At 37.9% G+C, this 15,363-nt stretch carries 13 protein-coding genes; 9 read left to right on the top strand and 4 right to left on the bottom strand.

Features of this window, described 5'->3' with window-relative positions:
* Positions 1-13: 13 nt before the first annotated feature.
* The 5 genes from B096_RS0100855 (at position 14) to B096_RS0100875 (ending at position 7,894) form a co-directional block, all read left to right on the top strand.
* A complete protein-coding gene (locus B096_RS0100855) occupies positions 14-439 on the top strand; it encodes a hypothetical protein (protein ID WP_244264554.1) in 426 nt (141 codons plus the stop codon).
* A complete protein-coding gene (locus tag B096_RS0100860) occupies positions 432-1,313 on the top strand; it encodes a hypothetical protein (protein ID WP_018578891.1) in 882 nt (293 codons plus the stop codon). Before B096_RS0100855 ends, B096_RS0100860 begins: the two co-directional genes overlap by 8 nt.
* Positions 1,310-2,305, top strand: coding sequence for a LacI family DNA-binding transcriptional regulator (locus tag B096_RS0100865; protein ID WP_018578892.1), 996 nt, complete (start codon positions 1,310-1,312; stop codon positions 2,303-2,305). Before B096_RS0100860 ends, B096_RS0100865 begins: the two co-directional genes overlap by 4 nt.
* Before the next feature lie 148 nt (positions 2,306-2,453).
* Positions 2,454-7,112 carry an endo-beta-N-acetylglucosaminidase gene (locus tag B096_RS0100870; protein ID WP_018578893.1) on the top strand — a complete coding sequence of 1,553 codons (4,659 nt, stop codon included), beginning with the start codon at positions 2,454-2,456 and terminating at the stop codon, positions 7,110-7,112.
* 266 nt (positions 7,113-7,378) lie between these two features.
* On the top strand, positions 7,379-7,894 hold the full coding sequence (locus tag B096_RS0100875) for an NUDIX hydrolase (RefSeq protein ID WP_018578894.1): 516 nt from the start codon (positions 7,379-7,381) through the stop codon (positions 7,892-7,894).
* Here the strand turns inward: B096_RS0100875 and mnmM are convergent.
* From mnmM to def, 4 genes are read right to left on the bottom strand one after another with little or no spacing between them, the layout of a single operon-like run.
* Positions 7,818-8,372 (bottom strand): tRNA 5-(aminomethyl)-2-thiouridylate-methyltransferase MnmM, encoded by a 555-nt coding sequence (gene mnmM, locus B096_RS0100880; RefSeq protein WP_018578895.1) that lies wholly within the window; start codon positions 8,370-8,372, stop codon positions 7,818-7,820. The two genes, B096_RS0100875 and mnmM, sit on opposite strands and share 77 nt — an antisense overlap.
* Before the next feature lie 19 nt (positions 8,373-8,391).
* Positions 8,392-9,210: a metallophosphoesterase gene (locus tag B096_RS0100885; RefSeq protein ID WP_018578896.1), complete on the bottom strand. Its 819-nt coding sequence runs from the start codon at positions 9,208-9,210 to the stop codon at positions 8,392-8,394.
* Positions 9,207-11,102 carry a ribonuclease J1 gene (rnjA, locus tag B096_RS0100890; RefSeq protein ID WP_018578897.1) on the bottom strand — a complete coding sequence of 632 codons (1,896 nt, stop codon included), beginning with the start codon at positions 11,100-11,102 and terminating at the stop codon, positions 9,207-9,209. The genes B096_RS0100885 and rnjA overlap by 4 nt, the downstream gene beginning before the upstream one ends.
* 8 nt (positions 11,103-11,110) lie before the next feature.
* Positions 11,111-11,683, bottom strand: a complete 573-nt coding sequence (def, locus tag B096_RS0100895; RefSeq protein ID WP_018578898.1) for a peptide deformylase — start codon at positions 11,681-11,683, stop codon at positions 11,111-11,113.
* A gap of 174 nt (positions 11,684-11,857) precedes the next feature.
* Here def and B096_RS0100900 point away from each other — a divergent pair, with 174 nt between their 5' ends.
* From B096_RS0100900 to grpE, 4 genes are all read left to right on the top strand, one after another.
* Entirely contained in the window at positions 11,858-13,114 is a 1,257-nt protein-coding gene (locus tag B096_RS0100900; RefSeq protein ID WP_026254078.1) for an FtsW/RodA/SpoVE family cell cycle protein, read from the top strand.
* Positions 13,114-13,659 carry a 16S rRNA (guanine(966)-N(2))-methyltransferase RsmD gene (rsmD, locus tag B096_RS0100905; RefSeq protein ID WP_018578900.1) on the top strand — a complete coding sequence of 182 codons (546 nt, stop codon included), beginning with the start codon at positions 13,114-13,116 and terminating at the stop codon, positions 13,657-13,659. Before B096_RS0100900 ends, rsmD begins: the two co-directional genes overlap by 1 nt.
* 103 nt (positions 13,660-13,762) lie before the next feature.
* Positions 13,763-14,794, top strand: coding sequence for a heat-inducible transcriptional repressor HrcA (gene hrcA / locus B096_RS0100910; RefSeq protein ID WP_018578901.1), 1,032 nt, complete (start codon positions 13,763-13,765; stop codon positions 14,792-14,794).
* A complete protein-coding gene (grpE, locus tag B096_RS0100915) occupies positions 14,778-15,359 on the top strand; it encodes a nucleotide exchange factor GrpE (protein ID WP_018578902.1) in 582 nt (193 codons plus the stop codon). The genes hrcA and grpE overlap by 17 nt, the downstream gene beginning before the upstream one ends.
* Positions 15,360-15,363 lie beyond the last annotated feature (4 nt).

The following is a 15,363-nucleotide window of genomic DNA, read 5'->3' on the forward strand; positions in this document are numbered from 1 at the left end:
TTAGAGAGGTGATATGATGGATGCATTAATTCAGAATTTACGTGAAGTATCAATTTTAATTGCACCAATTGTAGGTGTGATTTGTTTAATAATATTGGCAATGATTTTATATCGAATCTATGTAGTTGTGAGGGATTTGCCGAAAACAATTGACCGTGTCAACGGTGTTATTGATTCGACACAAAGTTCAGTAGATCAGCTTCAAGCACCTTTGAATACTTTGAACAATGTCACAAATACAGTGGATTTAGTTAACCAATCGGCCGTGAATGCGGTCAGTTCCGTAGCGAGTTATGGCGCTAAACATTCCGATGCCATCGTAAGTTGGACTAAAGATTTCATGGATAAGCGACGCAATGGACGCAATCCTGAAGAAAAAGACGGTAATGAAACTGTAGATAACAGTGAAAAAGAGGAGGATTTTGGTATCTATGAGTAAATATGATGAATTATTAAACGAGCTTGTATATCAAATTGACGATGTTGTGTATAACTTTTATAGCCAAAGCAACGAAATCATCGCAACTAAAAATGGACAAGAGCGTCTCTTAACATTTAGAGATAAGACTCTCAACACGATTAATGATATGAATGTACGCTCGTTAGAAATTATTGCGGATTTTAAAAACAGTGAATTAATTCAGGAACGTGCAGAGCACTTACTTCAAAAGAATAAAGACATTGTAAATTCGAGTTTGGACGTGTTGCGTGCAGCACCTGAACGCAATGAATTTTTAGATGATTTAGGAAATCTTGCAACCGGTATTTATGAATCTGCGAAAACAACATTTCAAAAAGTAAAAGAGTCTGAAACGTTTGATCGCTTTAAAGAAAGTGCAATGCAAGGTCTTAAAAAAGTACAAAAAGGATTGGATGATTTTGCGAAACATCCAAATGTTGTAAAAGGAACTGAAATTGTAAAAGAAAAAACAAAAGAAGCTGTGGATGCTGGAAGCCAGATCGTAAAAGAGACATCAAAGAGTGTCAATGACTGGGTATCTGAACAAGAATTAAAAGCAAAAGCAGAAAAAGTATCAAAAGAAGTCCATGAAGGTGCTGAAACTGTTAAGGTGAAAGTTCATGATGGCGCTGAAAAGGTCGAAGATTATGTGGATCAAGCGGCTGATACAGTTGAGGATAAAGCAAAAGAATTTGAAGCTGATGCAGTCAATTTCTTAGATACTCTGGAAGAAGAATCAGACCAAGTATCGAAAGATATGGAAACATCCTCAAACATTGTAGCGGAAGCAGAAAAACAAGTTCGCGAACTTGATAAAAAATTAGATGATGTAAAAGAGGATGAAGAACTATGAAACGTGTAACAATTTATGATGTAGCGAAAGAAGCTGGGGTATCACTCGCTACTGTATCACGTGTTATTAATGGACTTGAAATTGTTCGTGAAGAAACACGTGTGAAGGTAGAAACAGCAATCGACAAATTAGGGTATAAACCCAATGCCATTGCTCAAGGCCTTGCTTTACAAAAAACTACGACTATTGCGTTACTCGTACCAGAAGCAAGCTTTGGTTATACCGGTCAAATCATTAATGGTTTGATCGATGTTGCGAAAATTTATAAATACAACATTATGCTCCATACGATGACTGAAGGTATCGTGGACATTAAAGATGTGATTGATGATATTATTAAATCACGTGTTGATGGTGTAATTATTTATAATGATAAATTAATGGAAAATGAATTGGCAGAATTGAATAAGTATCAATTCCCAATTGTTATTATCGGAAATAAAATGTCAGACAAACAGATTTCATCGGTTTATGTGGACATTGAGAAAGCCGTATATGAACTAACAATGCAAAAAATCCAAACTGATCCAACCAATCGTGTGGCTGTAATCCAAGACCGTAAAAATGATTTCACTACAAATCAAATGGTATCAGGAGTACAACGTGCATATCAAGAATTAGGAATCGACGATGATGGTTATATTGAAATTCCTTTAGAATACCGTCGTTCTTATGACTATTTCTTAGATCACATTGAAAATATGGATTATAATTTCTTGATTGCTAACCGTGATTCACAAGCGATTTCTGCGATGAATGCTGCGCATGAACGAAATATGAATATTCCGGAAGACCTCGAAATTGTATGTCTGATTGACACGAAATATAATTCAATGGTTCGTCCACGATTATCCAGTTTCGCAATTCCATCTTATGATTTAGGTGCTGTTGCGATGCGTGTCCTCACAAAAATGTTAAATGAGGATGAAGTAGAAGATAAAGAAATTGAGTTAAGTTATCTTTATACACCACGACAATCAACAAAAAATTAATGAGACCCATTTGGGTCTTTTTTTTGTATCTTAATGTTTTTACCCAAAATCATATGATTTGTGACTTGTTCGAAAACACATTTCAAAATAACATAGAAGTGTAAGCGTTTACTTGATAGACGCATGCATCCTATGAAAAGGGATATTTATGAAAATAAATCATAGTTTTAAAGCGTTTTGTAAGGTAACGGTATCGGTTGTCACGAGTTTTTCGTTATTATTACCTTTTTTTGTAATACCATCCCATGCATTGGTAACGGGTGATGGAACGGATGAGGTGAACGAAGCCTATCACGAGGGTTTATCACTGCAACCAATTTCTCCAGCGTTTCGTTTAGAAACGTTGATGAAATGGACACCTGACAGGGATCCATATGCTAGCATTAATCGTTCTACCATTCCTTTGAATCAAAATCGCTTTAAAGGATACCAAATTAATGAACTTGCGCATCCAGATGCACGCATTACGAATGCAGCTATTATCAATGCAAATCATGATAGCTCGCCATCTACAGGGGGCAGTGATTTCAATATCTATGCTTTTGATAACTGGCAATACATTGATTCCTTAATATATTGGGCAGGAACGGATGAAGGAATTTTCGCATTACCTTCTCCAGATATCGTGGATGCAGCCCATAAAAACGGTGTTCCCGTTTATGCGACCCTTGGATTTCCTTGGGGGAGTGGGCAGCCTGACTCATTAAAAGAGCTTGAAGCGATGATACAACAGAATGATGATGGTTCTTTCCCGGCTGCCGACAAGATGATTGAAGTCGCACAGTACTTTGGTTTTGATGGTTACTTTTTCAATCAAGAAACCTATGGGTCAAATTCCCATGTGGCCAATCAACTAAACGCGATGTTGCGGTACATGCGAAAAAAATCGCGAGAGTTAGGTTATCCGCTCAATATTTCATGGTATGATGCGATGGCAAACAGTGGAAATGTAAGCCATCAAAATGCAATCAATCAATATAACGATCTTTGGATGAAACCATTTGATCATGATGATGACTATGGGGTTGATGAGTTTTTCATCAATTATAATTGGCAAAATCGTGTCCAAGGAACTGCAGATTATTTAAAAATGATAGGACGTGATCCTTTTTCGGCTTATACCGGATTTGAAATCCAACAACGTTCCCATATGACCAATATTGATACACGTACATTGGTTGGTGAAGATAAACGGATCTTGTCATCTATTGCCTTATATGCATCAAATTCAACGATGGGGCTTGCTCGTAACCCTGAAGATTTTCATAAACATGAAAACATTCTCTATACCGGACCACAAGGGGATCCAACTTTAGCGGATGATTCCGCAAGTTGGAAAGGAATGTCTCGCTACGTGGTCGATAAATCAGTGATAACGGGGACTGAGTTTCAAACAAGTTTTAATTCGGGCCATGGTCGAAAATGGTTTAGTGAGGGTGTTGTAACCCGCGATGGTGAATGGCACAATCGCGCCATTCAAGATATCATGCCGACCTGGCGTTATTGGATTAAAGATCTCAACCGAAATCAGTCTCGTATTGATGTGGCATATGACTTTGATGATGCTTACAATGGTGGTAACGCTCTAAAATTAGAAGGTGATTTTAAAGCAGGAGATAAAAACGAACTCATGCTCTTCAGTACGCGATTGAATGTGCTTGATTCAACTAAGATTGATGTTGTGACGAAGACAACACCAAATACTACTTTGAGTCTGGGTGTATCTTTTGAAGAGAACTATAAAGATAACCCCCTAACACCTTTCACAATAACCTCTGATCAAGACGGGTGGGTTTGTTCAACAGTTGATTTGGGTGAGTATGCAGGAAAAATGATTTATGCATTCAGTCTTCAAGTTGAAAGTAAGACGGATGGACCCTTTAAAGTGAATTTAGGCCATCTAAATGTGCGTACGGTTGTTGCTCCGTTGATACAAGGCCCAGAAAACATTATAATCAACGAACAACTCTTATCAGATGCACGCAAAGGGCAGTTTAGAGCTTCATGGGACGCACGTGAGGGCGCTATCTACTATGAGGTCTATCAAGTGAATCAAGACGACCAAGAGGTCTTATTAGGCACGAGCGTGCATACTGAGTTTTATGCAGACCGTATAACGCGCGATGACGCGAATGCTTTTGAAGATAACACAAGTATTATTCGAGTTAAAGCCGTAAATAAAGACGGGAAACGTGGGACTCCTGCGGATGCACGTTTTAGCTGGGGTGTTTCTTTAAATCGAAGTGAAGTCGTTGAAATTGATACGCCTATAAATGTTGCGTTGAATGCTGAAGTTACTGCAGTCAGTCATCAAAATGATGCTGAACCGGCCTCGAAAGCGTTGGATGGTACAGCCCAAGGGAACAGTAAATGGGCCTCCTCACCTCGCGGTAACGGTTATATGGATATAAAACTGAGTGAACCTAAAACCATCAAACGTTGGCGTGTTGAACATGCTGAATATGGTGGTGAAGCGAAGGATATGAATACGATTAACTTTTCACTACATTACCAAAATGATGACGGTGAGTGGGTATTGGCAAAAGAAATTCGAAATAATCAGGACGCTGTGACGGATGTCTTATTGGATCAACCAATCACCGCTCAAAAGTGGAAATTAAAAATTGATCATGCAGGGGCATCGCCTTGGCAAGCTGTGCGTATTTACGAATGGCAAATGTTTGAAACGGATGCATTCCCAAGACCCAATAACTTACTCCTAAGTCAAGTTCAAGCCAAGCCACAGAGCAGTGGCATTGGAACCCTTACCTTCAAACATGTACCGGGAAAAACAACCATCCATCTCTATCATAACTTGGGTGATTCAAAACCCTTTAAATCAATTAAAAATGAAAAAATCGGACACGTCGTAGTAGAAGACTTTGATTTTAAAGCGTATGACGCTACCATTTATTACACAATCCAACCGGAGTTTTCAGAAGAAAGCTTTAAGAACAGTTTTCAATATCAAATTCCGAAGGAGTCCATAGGGTCCACAACCATTTTTGTAAAGGATGATAGTGATCAAAAAATGGTTGTTCCATTCGTAATTAAAGATGCAATGGGTACGGTAATTGAGACGGGAGAAACACCGCTTAAAGGGTTTAAACTGGATTTACCTATAGGTTCATATCACTTTATCATTACAACATTACCCCATGGCTATCGTGATAATAAGTTTGATTATACATTTGAAGTGGACCAAGATTCTGAGAATAATAACGTTCAGGTAGTGCTTAACCAATCCATTCATTATATTAACCTTACCGAAAAGCTGTCATCTTTTAAGCGTTTGGATCGTAATATCTATACAAATGAAACGCTAGAGGAAGTAGATCAAGTGGTTACCAAAGTCCAAGCGGTACTAGATTCGGATACTGCTTTAGATCATGATTATAAAACAATTCTTGATGAATTTATCCATGGCATCGATGGGCTTGAATATAAAATGAATGCTGGTTATTTAAAACTTCAAGGATTAATAGAGCAGATGGAAACACTTGATAGAGCGTTGTATACGGAGTCAACAATTGCTTATTTTGAAGCAATACTACATGATGCGAAAGCATTGCTTCAAACAGAGAACGCAGATGAGTCTGATTTGAATGTGATGCATGATAAGCTAGAGAAAGCCCACAGTATGCTTCAAATGAAACTTAATTTTGCGAAACTTGAAGCCTTGATTTCGAAAGCAAAGGCACTGGATTCGGACTTATATACGGAAGCGAGCATGATGGATTTGAAGGATGTACTAGAAAATATTGAAACTTCGCACAACACAATCATTGACCAAGAGCGAGTGGATGGCTTGGTTCAAGCATTGCAGATAGCTATCGAAAATTTAAAATATAGTCGTAATACGGGCGCTCTAGAGGAACTTATTCAACAGGCGGATGCAGTTGAATTTGACTTGTATACGGAGTCAAGTCTAATCCGACTACACGATGCACATAAACATGCGAAGACAATCGCAGCTCTTGACGAAGCAAACCAACAAGACATAGATGATGCAACTGATAACTTAAGACATGCATTAACACTTCTTGAGTTCATTCATACGCCTCAAGATTGGGAAGCCTTTGATGCATTGATGGCAACATATGATACTGTGGAAACAAAACGATATCATCAAGATTCCATTAAAACCCTTCAAGCCCATGTCGAGGCAGCGAAGCTTTTGCGTAGTGATTATACTGCATCGCAAAATACTATTGATGCCATGACTGATTTGATGGTGAATACATTGATGACCTTAAAACCAATTCCTTTGAATCACGATCAAGTCGATAAATTGTCAGAGCTTGTCGAACAAGCACATGCACTTGATACAACACATTATACAGAATCAAGCATTAATGACCTTGAGTGTGCTATCGTACAAGCAGAGGCGATTTTGATGCGCATAAACGGGCAACAATTCCGCAGTCTTTTACTTCCTAAACCCGTCTCACAAGATGAAGTAGATGTAGCATTGGAAAAGCTAGAACAGGCATGGACCCAATTAGTAGTCAAAATAAGCGAAGATCCAATTGAAGATACCCAAGTAGGGGTTACACTTCCACAGTCCGTGGAAAACGCTTCGAAAGATGAAGTGGCGGGTAAGTACCGAGATCGCCTCATCGCTGAAGACGAATTGAATGCAAAAAAAATCGAAGCGTCAAAGTCAGAAACCGTTTATTCCACAACGAAAAACGTTGCGGAATTGGAGACATCTTTACCTGTAACCGGTCTTTCCACAAGACTCCCATTTATAGGTGTGATGATGCTTCTATTAGGACTCATATTGAGCCGTCATAATAATAAGTGAAAAAGAGGGGAAACCCTCTTTTAATGCATTATATAGACACTTGTTATTTTGTTACCAAAGTTAATTTAAATAAAATTTTATTTTTTTGTTTTATCCTTGACAATAAATGACCAAAAGCGTATTATTGTACATGGTCAGTGATGACCGGTTGAACACCAAATATTCTTTACCCCCCCACCCAAGATATTTGTGTGATTCAACAACTTCATTGAAAGGCGCAGCGTGCGTCTTTTTTTTCGTGTTATAATTATTTTAGGAGGCTTCTTATGATTTTAAATTATTTTAAAGATAATCAATATCCGTATGCACCGATTCAGCACGTTCGAAATGCAGTTCGTTGTTTTGTGATGAATCCACAAGGGCAATGTGCCATGATTCATATTAAGGGTCATGATATTTTTGGTGAACGTAATCATTATGAATCTCCGGGTGGTGGAATTGAACCAGGAGAATCGATGGAACAAGCTATTCATCGTGAAATTCAAGAAGAATTGGGCCTTGAAGTTGTCGTCGGAAATTATTTAGGAAGTGTTGTTGATGAATACCATCTCCTCCATCGCACAACAGTGCAAAATTATTTTATTTGTTATGCAACAAAAAAGACGCATTTTGCACGAACACGTCTTGAAACAGAATTATTTAATGGCATTACATGGAAGTTTCCAGAGCAATGGTTGGAATGCCTAATGTTACCACAGGAAGGTGTTAACGAATTGATTTATGCACGTGAGCGCATGATGATGCGTTTGCTCGTAGATCAACAAGGTAAGTTACCGGACTAAGTGGCGTTTCATATTCTAAGATTTCAAAGGGAACACCTAATGATTTGATATAAGCTTGTACCGCTAAATACTCATCATATCCACCTTCATGCTTTAAGTAACATGCGATAACTAGAAAGTCAGTTAAATAGGGGATAATGTTCTGTAACGATTTAACGGTACTATGTGCTTCTGTAATAACGCTTTTATCACTGCGAGGCAAATATCCAAGATTATAAATGGCACCGGTTAACGGTGCTTTTGTTTTGAAATCAACTGTACTGTGGTCAGCGTGAATATATGTAATATTTGTGGCCGATTGAGTAAGTGTTTTAGTATTAAGGATAGCGGCTTCTTGAATGTCGATCGCATAGACATGACCTGCATGTTCAGCAAGAAACTTCGTATCATAACCGTTGCCACAGGTCATGTCTACGACCGTCGCTTCAGGATTTAAAAATTGTTTCATCCACAAATGAGATTGTTCTTTATGATTCATAAGACCTCCAAAAAAAGCCCTATGCATTAGGGCTTTTTAAAATAACAATCATGACATCAGGATTGGATAAAAGACGCATTTCTGGTTCTTTTAGACCAACACCGGATGAGATGAGTAAGGTTGTTTCATCAATCGTTTGACGTTTATTGATATAATCGGATGATTCTGTAATCGAACCAATAAGGGGTAAGCGAATGTATCCACCCATCGTTTTTCCCGAGAGCATTAAATCAACTTGCGTATTTCCGAATTCCTTAACGTTATCGGGGTTGTTGGCAACGGTAATGTTGTAGATTTCCTCGGATGTCGTTGGATAAGGAAACTCGGTTTCCTTATTGATGTCATTATTAGCATCGATACCAACAAGTTGAATGGACTCTTCACTAAAATTATGAACATCAATAGTTGTGTTAGAAATGAGTTTAAAGCCACTTTGAGTTAAAACGGTTTGTGTCACTTCATTGGCTTTACGAATATCGTTTTCACCAAGAACTGCATATTTGCCCAGTTTTGCATCCAGTTTGCTTAATTTCTCTACCATTGCAGCTTGTTCTTTCTCAGACGGAGCTGCTTTAAACAGATTTCCACCAAAAACAATCATATCTGGTTTAAATGTTTCCAGTTCAACTAATGCCTTGTCAAGGTTTTCCTCATGACTGTATACGTCTGAAAGATAACCGATTGATAAGTTATTAAAGGATGCCGGAATGCGTGTTGATTCCACCGTTTCAATACGCAATTTAACCCGCTGGGGTGCAAATCGTGTCATTTCAAAATAAATTAAAGTTGACACAATTGCGATCATGCCCAGTAAAACCGCTAAACGTTTTTTACTCATGCTTTAGTAGGCTGAGGTTTTTTTGACGCTTTAGGTGCTTTTGGCACTTTTGGTGTTTTGGGTTTATTTGCATCCTTTGGTTGTTTGGGTGCCTGTTTTGGCTTGTTTGAATTGTTTTTGTTATTTTTAGCTTTTTTTGCTGGTTTCACATCTTTGTCGACAGTGTTGTCTTTTTTATTTTCAACTTTTGCCGGTGCCATTGCTGCTTTTTGATTCAAAATAACCGGAATTACAAGTGGGTTACGTTGAGTATGTTTATATAAGAAGGGTTCTAAAGAACCACGAATTGTATTTTTAATTTCACCAAAAGTTACCTTTTTGGTCATTCGTTTTTTAAGTGCTTCATAAACAACAAGTTCTGCTTCTTTAAGCAATGTTTGGTTTTCTTTAATAAATACGAAACCACGTGTTACAATGGTCGGTTTACAAAGAATTTTATTTTGACGTGAATCAATGGTTACAACTACGGAAACAAGTCCGCTATCAGAGAGGATTTTACGATCTTTAAGAACAGCAGTTGATAGACCGCTGGAATCATTTCCATCTACGTAGATATCGTCGGCTTGAATTCGTGTATCACTCATGAAGGCAACGCCGTCACGTAAGGCAACCACATCTCCATTTGAGCAAATATAAATTTTTTCTGGATCAACACCAGTCTCAATTGCAGTTTGTCGATGCGCTTTAAGCATTTTGTATTCCCCATGCATTGGCATGAAGAATTTTGGTTTAATTAATTGAAGCATTAAGGTTTGTTCTTCTTTTGAAGCATGTCCCGTAGTATGAATTGAATTCAGTGGGGAGTTTGTAAGAACGTTAGCACCTGCACGTGTTAATTGGTTGACAACATGCGAAACACTGGTAGCATTTCCAGGGATTGGACTGGATGAGAATACCACCGTGTCACCGGGCATAATGCTAATTTGACGGTGCGTACCGTTTGCAATACGGCTAAGAGCCGCTAAGGGTTCACCTTGGCTTCCCGTACAGATAATGCAAGATTGATCTGCAGGTAACTTATTCAGTTGATGGGCATTAACAAAATGTTTATCTGCTGCATCGATATGGCCCAGTTTTCGTGCGATGCCAACAACATTATCCATTGAGCGACCAAAGATTGCGATCTTGCGACCGTCAGCAATTGCAGCTTCAATAATTTGTTGAACACGATACACATTCGATGCAAAGGTTGCGATAATAATTCGCCCTTCGGTTTTATTAAAGATACGACGAATTTCACGTCCTACTTCTTTTTCACTAATAGAAAATCCGCTTACTTCAGCATTGGTAGAATCACTCATAAGAAGTGTTACACCAATTTCGCCCATATAAGACATGATTTGATAATCCGGGTTTGTACCAACAGGGGTTAAATCGAATTTAAAGTCTCCTGTTGATACGATACGACCATTTGGTGTATTTACAAGGACACCTAATGCATCTGGAATCGAGTGAACAACATTAAAGAATCCAATAACAAAATGTTTTGTTTTGATTGTTGATTTTGAATCGATTTCCTGAATTTTATGTTTTGTTCTAATTTTACGTTCTTCTAATTTACGTTCGATTTGTGCTTTCGCAAATTGCGGTGCATAAATTTGGGGAACATTTACCTTTTGTAATAAGAAAGGAATCCCACCAATATGGTCTTCGTGACCATGAGTAATTACAAGTGCTTTAACCTTTTTTTGATTACGAATTAAGTGTGCGTAGTCTTGAATAACATAATCAACACCTAATAAGTTTTCTTCAGGGAACATAACCCCGCAGTCAATGATGATAATTTCATCATCATGTTCAATACAGTACATATTTTTACCGACTTCGCCCAAGCCACCTAAAGCATAGACTAGGGTATCGGTTTTTCTTAATTTCATATTTTTTTCGTCCATATAATCTCCTATTCTATGATTTTAAGTCCTTTTTCTGCCACCCATGGATTGTTTTTATCGATATGATCGTAAAAAAGCACACCATTTAAGTGGTCAATTTCATGTTGTAAAACGATTGCAAGAATGTCTTTAGCGACAATTTCGACACGTTGATCTGAAATAAGATCATAAGCCAAAACTTTGATGCGTTGACTTCTTCGAACCAGTCCAGGATATTCTTCGCGTATCGAGAGACATCCTTCACCGTAACTCAGTGCACATTGCTTCACAGAATTGGAAACAATCTTGGGATTTATCAAAGCATACTCGACAGTTTTTACATTACCGTGTTTATCTTCAATATCAACAACAAGTGCCGTCATTTGTTTTGCGACACCAATTTGTGGTGCAGCAATACCGTTTGCAGGTTGCAAATTATACTTTTCAGCTAGATCAGGATCACGTGAATCCCGAACGTATTGCAACATATTTTCAAGTGTAGTACGGTCTTCTTCCTCCAAAGGAAAAGACACCGGTTCGCATTTTGTACGCAGAACTGGGTTTGGGTCTAGGACAATCGTGTCCATATTTATATCGTGCATTTAAATTCCTCTATTCCATGATAAAAATAAATAATATAGTTCTATTATATTATAATATTTAAGTATGAATTATATGTGGGTCTATTCAAACTCTTTAAGCATAGTTTATCGTATTTTTACTCTTTTTGAAAGGCTTTCGCTTATTTTTCATTTTATCTATGATAGAATAAAGCCATGAAGAAAAGAAAAATATCACTGAAAATGCCAATGGGCTATAGTCGCCCAATCCATGCAGCAGCATTAATTTTGAATATCTTTGGGGTCCTTATGGTTATCTCGGGAAGCATGACGTCGGGGAGTACGCCGAAGTCATTAATTTCTGTCGGGGTTAAGGAGCTCATTTTTGTGATTGTATCCTATATTATGATGGTTATGGTCGCACGACGTTTCTCTTTAAATTATTTTAAAAAGAATTATGGAAAGTTTTTACTGGTTATGGTTGCGATGTTGGGAATTACCTTAATATTCCCATCTGTTAACGGTGCGAAAGCCTGGATTAACCTAAAGGTTATGACAATTCAACCAAGTGAGTTTGCGAAAATATTCGGTATTCTGACCATTGCAACGTTTCTTGCAGATCGAAATAAGCGAACAAACGCAAGCACCTTTGATTTAATCAAAAAACCGTTTATCATCATTATTGCAATCTTTTTATTTGTAGTGAAGGCACAACACGACTTGGGATCGGCCGTTGTAATCATAGGTATTGCTTACATCTGTGTGCTGATACCGTCTCATGATAAATTAACGCGTCTTCAAAAATGGATGTTTGGTCTAGCGGTAATTGGAATCGCAGGACTCGTATTTTTGGATTCGTCATTCGGAATTAGTCTTATTGAAAAATTAAACATTCCACCTTATATGATCAGTCGTTTTAAAACCTCATCGAATCCTTTCCTAGATCGATATGGAAGTGGATACCAAATCTTTAATGGGATGGTTGCTATGTTTAAAGGCGGTCTTTTTGGAAAAGGGTACGGGAATAGTTTGATTAAATACGGTTATCTCCCAGAAGCTCATACTGACTTTATTTTAGCCGTTACGATTGAAGAATTAGGGATGATTGGGTTCTCGGTAATTTTGATCGGTTATGGAACCACACTCTACCAATTGGTGAAATATGCTTTTAAAGCAAAGAAAGAATCTGATAAGGTCATACTTATGGGAACCGTTGCTTATATTATGATTCACTTTATCTTTAATATTGGTGGAATTACTGCCTTAATTCCTTTGACGGGTGTTCCATTACTCTTTATTTCTAAAGGTGGATCCAGTCGTATGGCAATTATGATAGCAATCGGTTTAACACAAAATATAATTTCTCGTTATGAGATGGGGATTATTAATGAAAAAAGAAAAGCACAATTACGCATTAAGCGTGAAGAAATGAAACGGAAAGAAAATTTAAAGCGATTAACTGAGGTAGTATAATGAGAGTTGTAGCTGGTACTTATGGGTCACGTCCCATTAAAACATTAAAAGGTGATACGACACGCCCAACCACGGATAAAGTGCGGGCAGCAATTTTTAATCGTATTGGACCTTTCTTTAATGAAGGTCGTATGCTTGATGTCTTCGGAGGCTCAGGGGCGATGGCGATCGAATCAATAAGTCGTGGGATTGAAACTGCGGTTGTATTTGAAAAAGATTCGCGTGCCTTTAATGTAATTCGTGAAAACATTAAAACATTTAATATAGAATCCTGTGTCACTCTAAAAAAAGGGGACTCGATGAAGTTACTGGATACGGTGGAAGGTTCCTTTGATTTTGTATTTTTAGACCCACCTTATCGGTATGAACATACTGAAGCAATTATTCAACGTGTGATTGAACGAGGCCTTGTTACGGAGACGAGCTTGATTATTTGTGAAACGGATAAGAATTATCCGTTACCTGAAATCATCGGTGGATTTCGTCTTGATGCGGTCAAGGATTATGGAATCAGCAAGGTACGTTATTATTCGAAGGACATTTAATGTCCTTTTTTATTTTTTAGCACTTAAAGGTTGACAGTGCTAAAAACGTAGTGTAGAATAATACTAGACACAAGGAATAGAGTGTTTAGGAGGCGAGATAAACATGTTAACGCCAAGGAAAATAGAGATATTTAAGGCGATTGTTAAAGAGTTTATTAACACTGCTGAACCGGTTGGTTCGAAGACGTTGATAGATAAATATAACTTATCATACTCGTCTGCGACAATACGAAATGAGATGTCAGATTTAGAAAAAATAGGGCTCTTAGAAAAGACACACACATCAAGTGGACGTATCCCTTCAACAAAAGGATATCGATTCTATGTTGAGCACCTAATGGATGAAGAAGAGAACTACGGGATTGAAACCGCAATTGCTCAAATCTTCTCAGATCGACGACTCGGTATTGATGAAGCAATTCGACAAAGTTGTGACATATTATCACAAATGACGAATCTTACAACCGTTGTATTAGGACCTAGTGCTATGAATGAAACACTTAAGAGTGTTCAATTAATTCCGCTGAGTGATTTAAATGCAATGGCCGTATTTGTAACAGAGTCAGGGCATGCAGAGCATCGTATCTTTAACTTTGATAGTAAAGTCGATGTTAACGACCTTGAAGCCTGTACCTCAATTTTAAATGAACGTTTAAAAGGTACGGCGTTATCAGAAGTTGTTGATAAAATGGAAAGTTTACGACCGATTTTATCAAAACGTATTGAAAAATATGAAGTATTATTTGAGGCATTTGTGGGAGCATTTATCAAGTTTGCCCAAGACGAAGTATATTTAAGCGGTGAACGGAATATGTTGTACCAGCCCGAATTCTCAAACATAGAGAAACTTCGTGAAATGATGGATATGCTTGAAAACAGCCAAATGTGGCGTGACTTATCCGCGGGACAAGAACACTTAACCCTGAAAAAAGGGGATCAAAGTGAAATTGTTTGGGTCGATGATATGGCCGTTGTATCCAGTTCGTTTAATCTCCTGGATAATCATGAACATAAGTTGATGATTGTAGGACCGAGCCGAATGGAGTACAGCAGAGTAGTATCATTGATGGATTACGTTTCGGAGATGATCGAAACAGTGTATGGGAAAGGTGGCAATGATGAGCAAAACGAATAAGACCGCTGAAGAAGTAAATGAAATGAATCAATCTGAAGAGGTTGAAACAATCGTTGAACCGACAGACGGTGATAAAACAGAAACTTTAGATTCAGTGGAGGAAGCATCTGTTACAGATGAAGCCGCACTGGAAAATGAAGCCTTACGAAAAGAAATTGAAACATTAAAAAACGATTATTTTAAAATGTTAGCAGACACAGAAAACTTAAAAAAACGTCTGCAACGCGAACATGATCAATTGCGCAAATACCGGATTCAAGGGTTTGCAGCAGATGTATTGCCAGTGTTAGATAATTTGGAACGTGCGTTAAAGCAGGAAACAACCGATGAAGCATTACGAGATGGTGTTCAAATGATTTATGATCAATTGATGGCGTCTTTAAAAGCTGAAGGGGTAGAACCGATTATCGCCTTGGACCAACCTTTTGATCCAAATATTCATCAAGCGATGATGACAGAGGAAAAAGAGGGTGTCCAACCAAATATTGTTATTGAAGAATTCCAAAAAGGTTATATGTTAAAAGATCGCATTCTACGTGCGAGTTTAGTAAAAGTAAGTCAATAGGAGG

This window comes from Erysipelothrix tonsillarum DSM 14972, from assembly GCF_000373785.1.
GTDB lineage: Bacteria > Bacillota_I > Bacilli_A > Erysipelotrichales > Erysipelotrichaceae > Erysipelothrix > Erysipelothrix tonsillarum.

Excerpts from the sequence above, each read along its gene's own strand:
- mnmM (WP_018578895.1), bottom strand. The coding sequence starts at position 8,372 with ATGAATCATAAAGAACAATCTCATTTGTGGATGAAACAATTTTTAAAT.
- B096_RS0100900 (WP_026254078.1), top strand. The coding sequence starts at position 11,858 with ATGAAGAAAAGAAAAATATCACTGAAAATGCCAATGGGCTATAGTCGC.
- B096_RS0100870 (WP_018578893.1), top strand. The coding sequence starts at position 2,454 with ATGAAAATAAATCATAGTTTTAAAGCGTTTTGTAAGGTAACGGTATCG.
- B096_RS0100860 (WP_018578891.1), top strand. The coding sequence starts at position 432 with ATGAGTAAATATGATGAATTATTAAACGAGCTTGTATATCAAATTGAC.
- hrcA (WP_018578901.1), top strand. The coding sequence starts at position 13,763 with ATGTTAACGCCAAGGAAAATAGAGATATTTAAGGCGATTGTTAAAGAG.
- rsmD (WP_018578900.1), top strand. The coding sequence starts at position 13,114 with ATGAGAGTTGTAGCTGGTACTTATGGGTCACGTCCCATTAAAACATTA.
- def (WP_018578898.1), bottom strand. The coding sequence starts at position 11,683 with ATGCACGATATAAATATGGACACGATTGTCCTAGACCCAAACCCAGTT.
- rnjA (WP_018578897.1), bottom strand. The coding sequence starts at position 11,102 with ATGGACGAAAAAAATATGAAATTAAGAAAAACCGATACCCTAGTCTAT.
- grpE (WP_018578902.1), top strand. The coding sequence starts at position 14,778 with ATGAGCAAAACGAATAAGACCGCTGAAGAAGTAAATGAAATGAATCAA.
- B096_RS0100875 (WP_018578894.1), top strand. The coding sequence starts at position 7,379 with ATGATTTTAAATTATTTTAAAGATAATCAATATCCGTATGCACCGATT.
- B096_RS0100865 (WP_018578892.1), top strand. The coding sequence starts at position 1,310 with ATGAAACGTGTAACAATTTATGATGTAGCGAAAGAAGCTGGGGTATCA.
- B096_RS0100885 (WP_018578896.1), bottom strand. The coding sequence starts at position 9,210 with ATGAGTAAAAAACGTTTAGCGGTTTTACTGGGCATGATCGCAATTGTG.
- B096_RS0100855 (WP_244264554.1), top strand. The coding sequence starts at position 14 with ATGATGGATGCATTAATTCAGAATTTACGTGAAGTATCAATTTTAATT.